Origin of the sequence: Enterovibrio norvegicus (assembly GCF_002876705.1) — a bacterium.
In the GTDB taxonomy this organism is placed as follows: domain Bacteria; phylum Pseudomonadota; class Gammaproteobacteria; order Enterobacterales; family Vibrionaceae; genus Enterovibrio; species Enterovibrio norvegicus_B.
Map to the genome: position 1 here is coordinate 1 of NZ_MDAG01000064.1, position 910 is coordinate 910.

The following is a 910-nucleotide window of genomic DNA, read 5'->3' on the forward strand; positions in this document are numbered from 1 at the left end:
CACTCTCGCACTCTCGCACTGTATTCCCCCTTTTCTGTCTTTTTCTCCGAAAATTTCCTGTTTGATCCCCATCACACTCTGTTTATTCTGCCCGCAATTCGATAGAATTCGGCGGTTAAAACTCATTCTGAATTTAGAAGTGACCATGTTTGAAATCAATCCGATCAAAAACCGCCTAGCGGACATTGCCGAACGCGCAAATGTCCTTAGGGGGTATCTTTGACTATGACGCCAAGAAAGAGCGTCTAGAAGAAGTTAATGCTGAACTTGAACAACCTGATGTATGGAATGAACCTGAGCGTGCACAAGCGCTGGGTCGCGAGCGTTCTGCGCTTGAAGCGGTGGTAGAAACCATCGACCAACTCGATCAGGGTGGTGTGTACATCAACGATTTGTTGGAATTGGCCGTTGAAGAAAGCGACCAAGATACGTTCGACGAAATCGATCCAGAGCTTTCTGAGCTGGAAGAAAAGCTGGTGAAGCTTGAATTCCGCCGCATGTTCTCTGGCGACCACGATGGTTCTGATTGCTATATCGACCTGCAAGCAGGCTCGGGCGGTACCGAAGCGCAAGATTGGACATCCATGATGCTGCGCATGTACTTGCGTTGGGCTGATGCGAAGGGCTTCAAAACAGAAGTCATTGAAGTGTCCGACGGTGATGTAGCCGGATTGAAATCCGCGACTGTCCGCATTAGCGGCGAATACGCTTACGGCTGGCTGCGCACTGAAACCGGTGTTCACCGTTTGGTGCGTAAATCTCCGTTCGATTCAGGCGGTCGTCGTCACACCTCGTTTGCTTCTGCATTTATTTATCCAGAAGTTGACGACAACATCGAAATCGATATCAACCCATCTGATCTGCGTATTGACGTTTACCGTGCTTCGGGCGCGGGTGGTCAGCACGTTAA

The 910-nt window shown here is 49.6% G+C and carries 1 pseudogene; it reads left to right on the top strand.

From position 1 onward, the window contains the following. Positions 1–145: 145 nt before the first annotated feature. Positions 146–910: pseudogene (locus BCT27_RS22845) on the top strand (PCRF domain-containing protein); the annotation flags it as partial.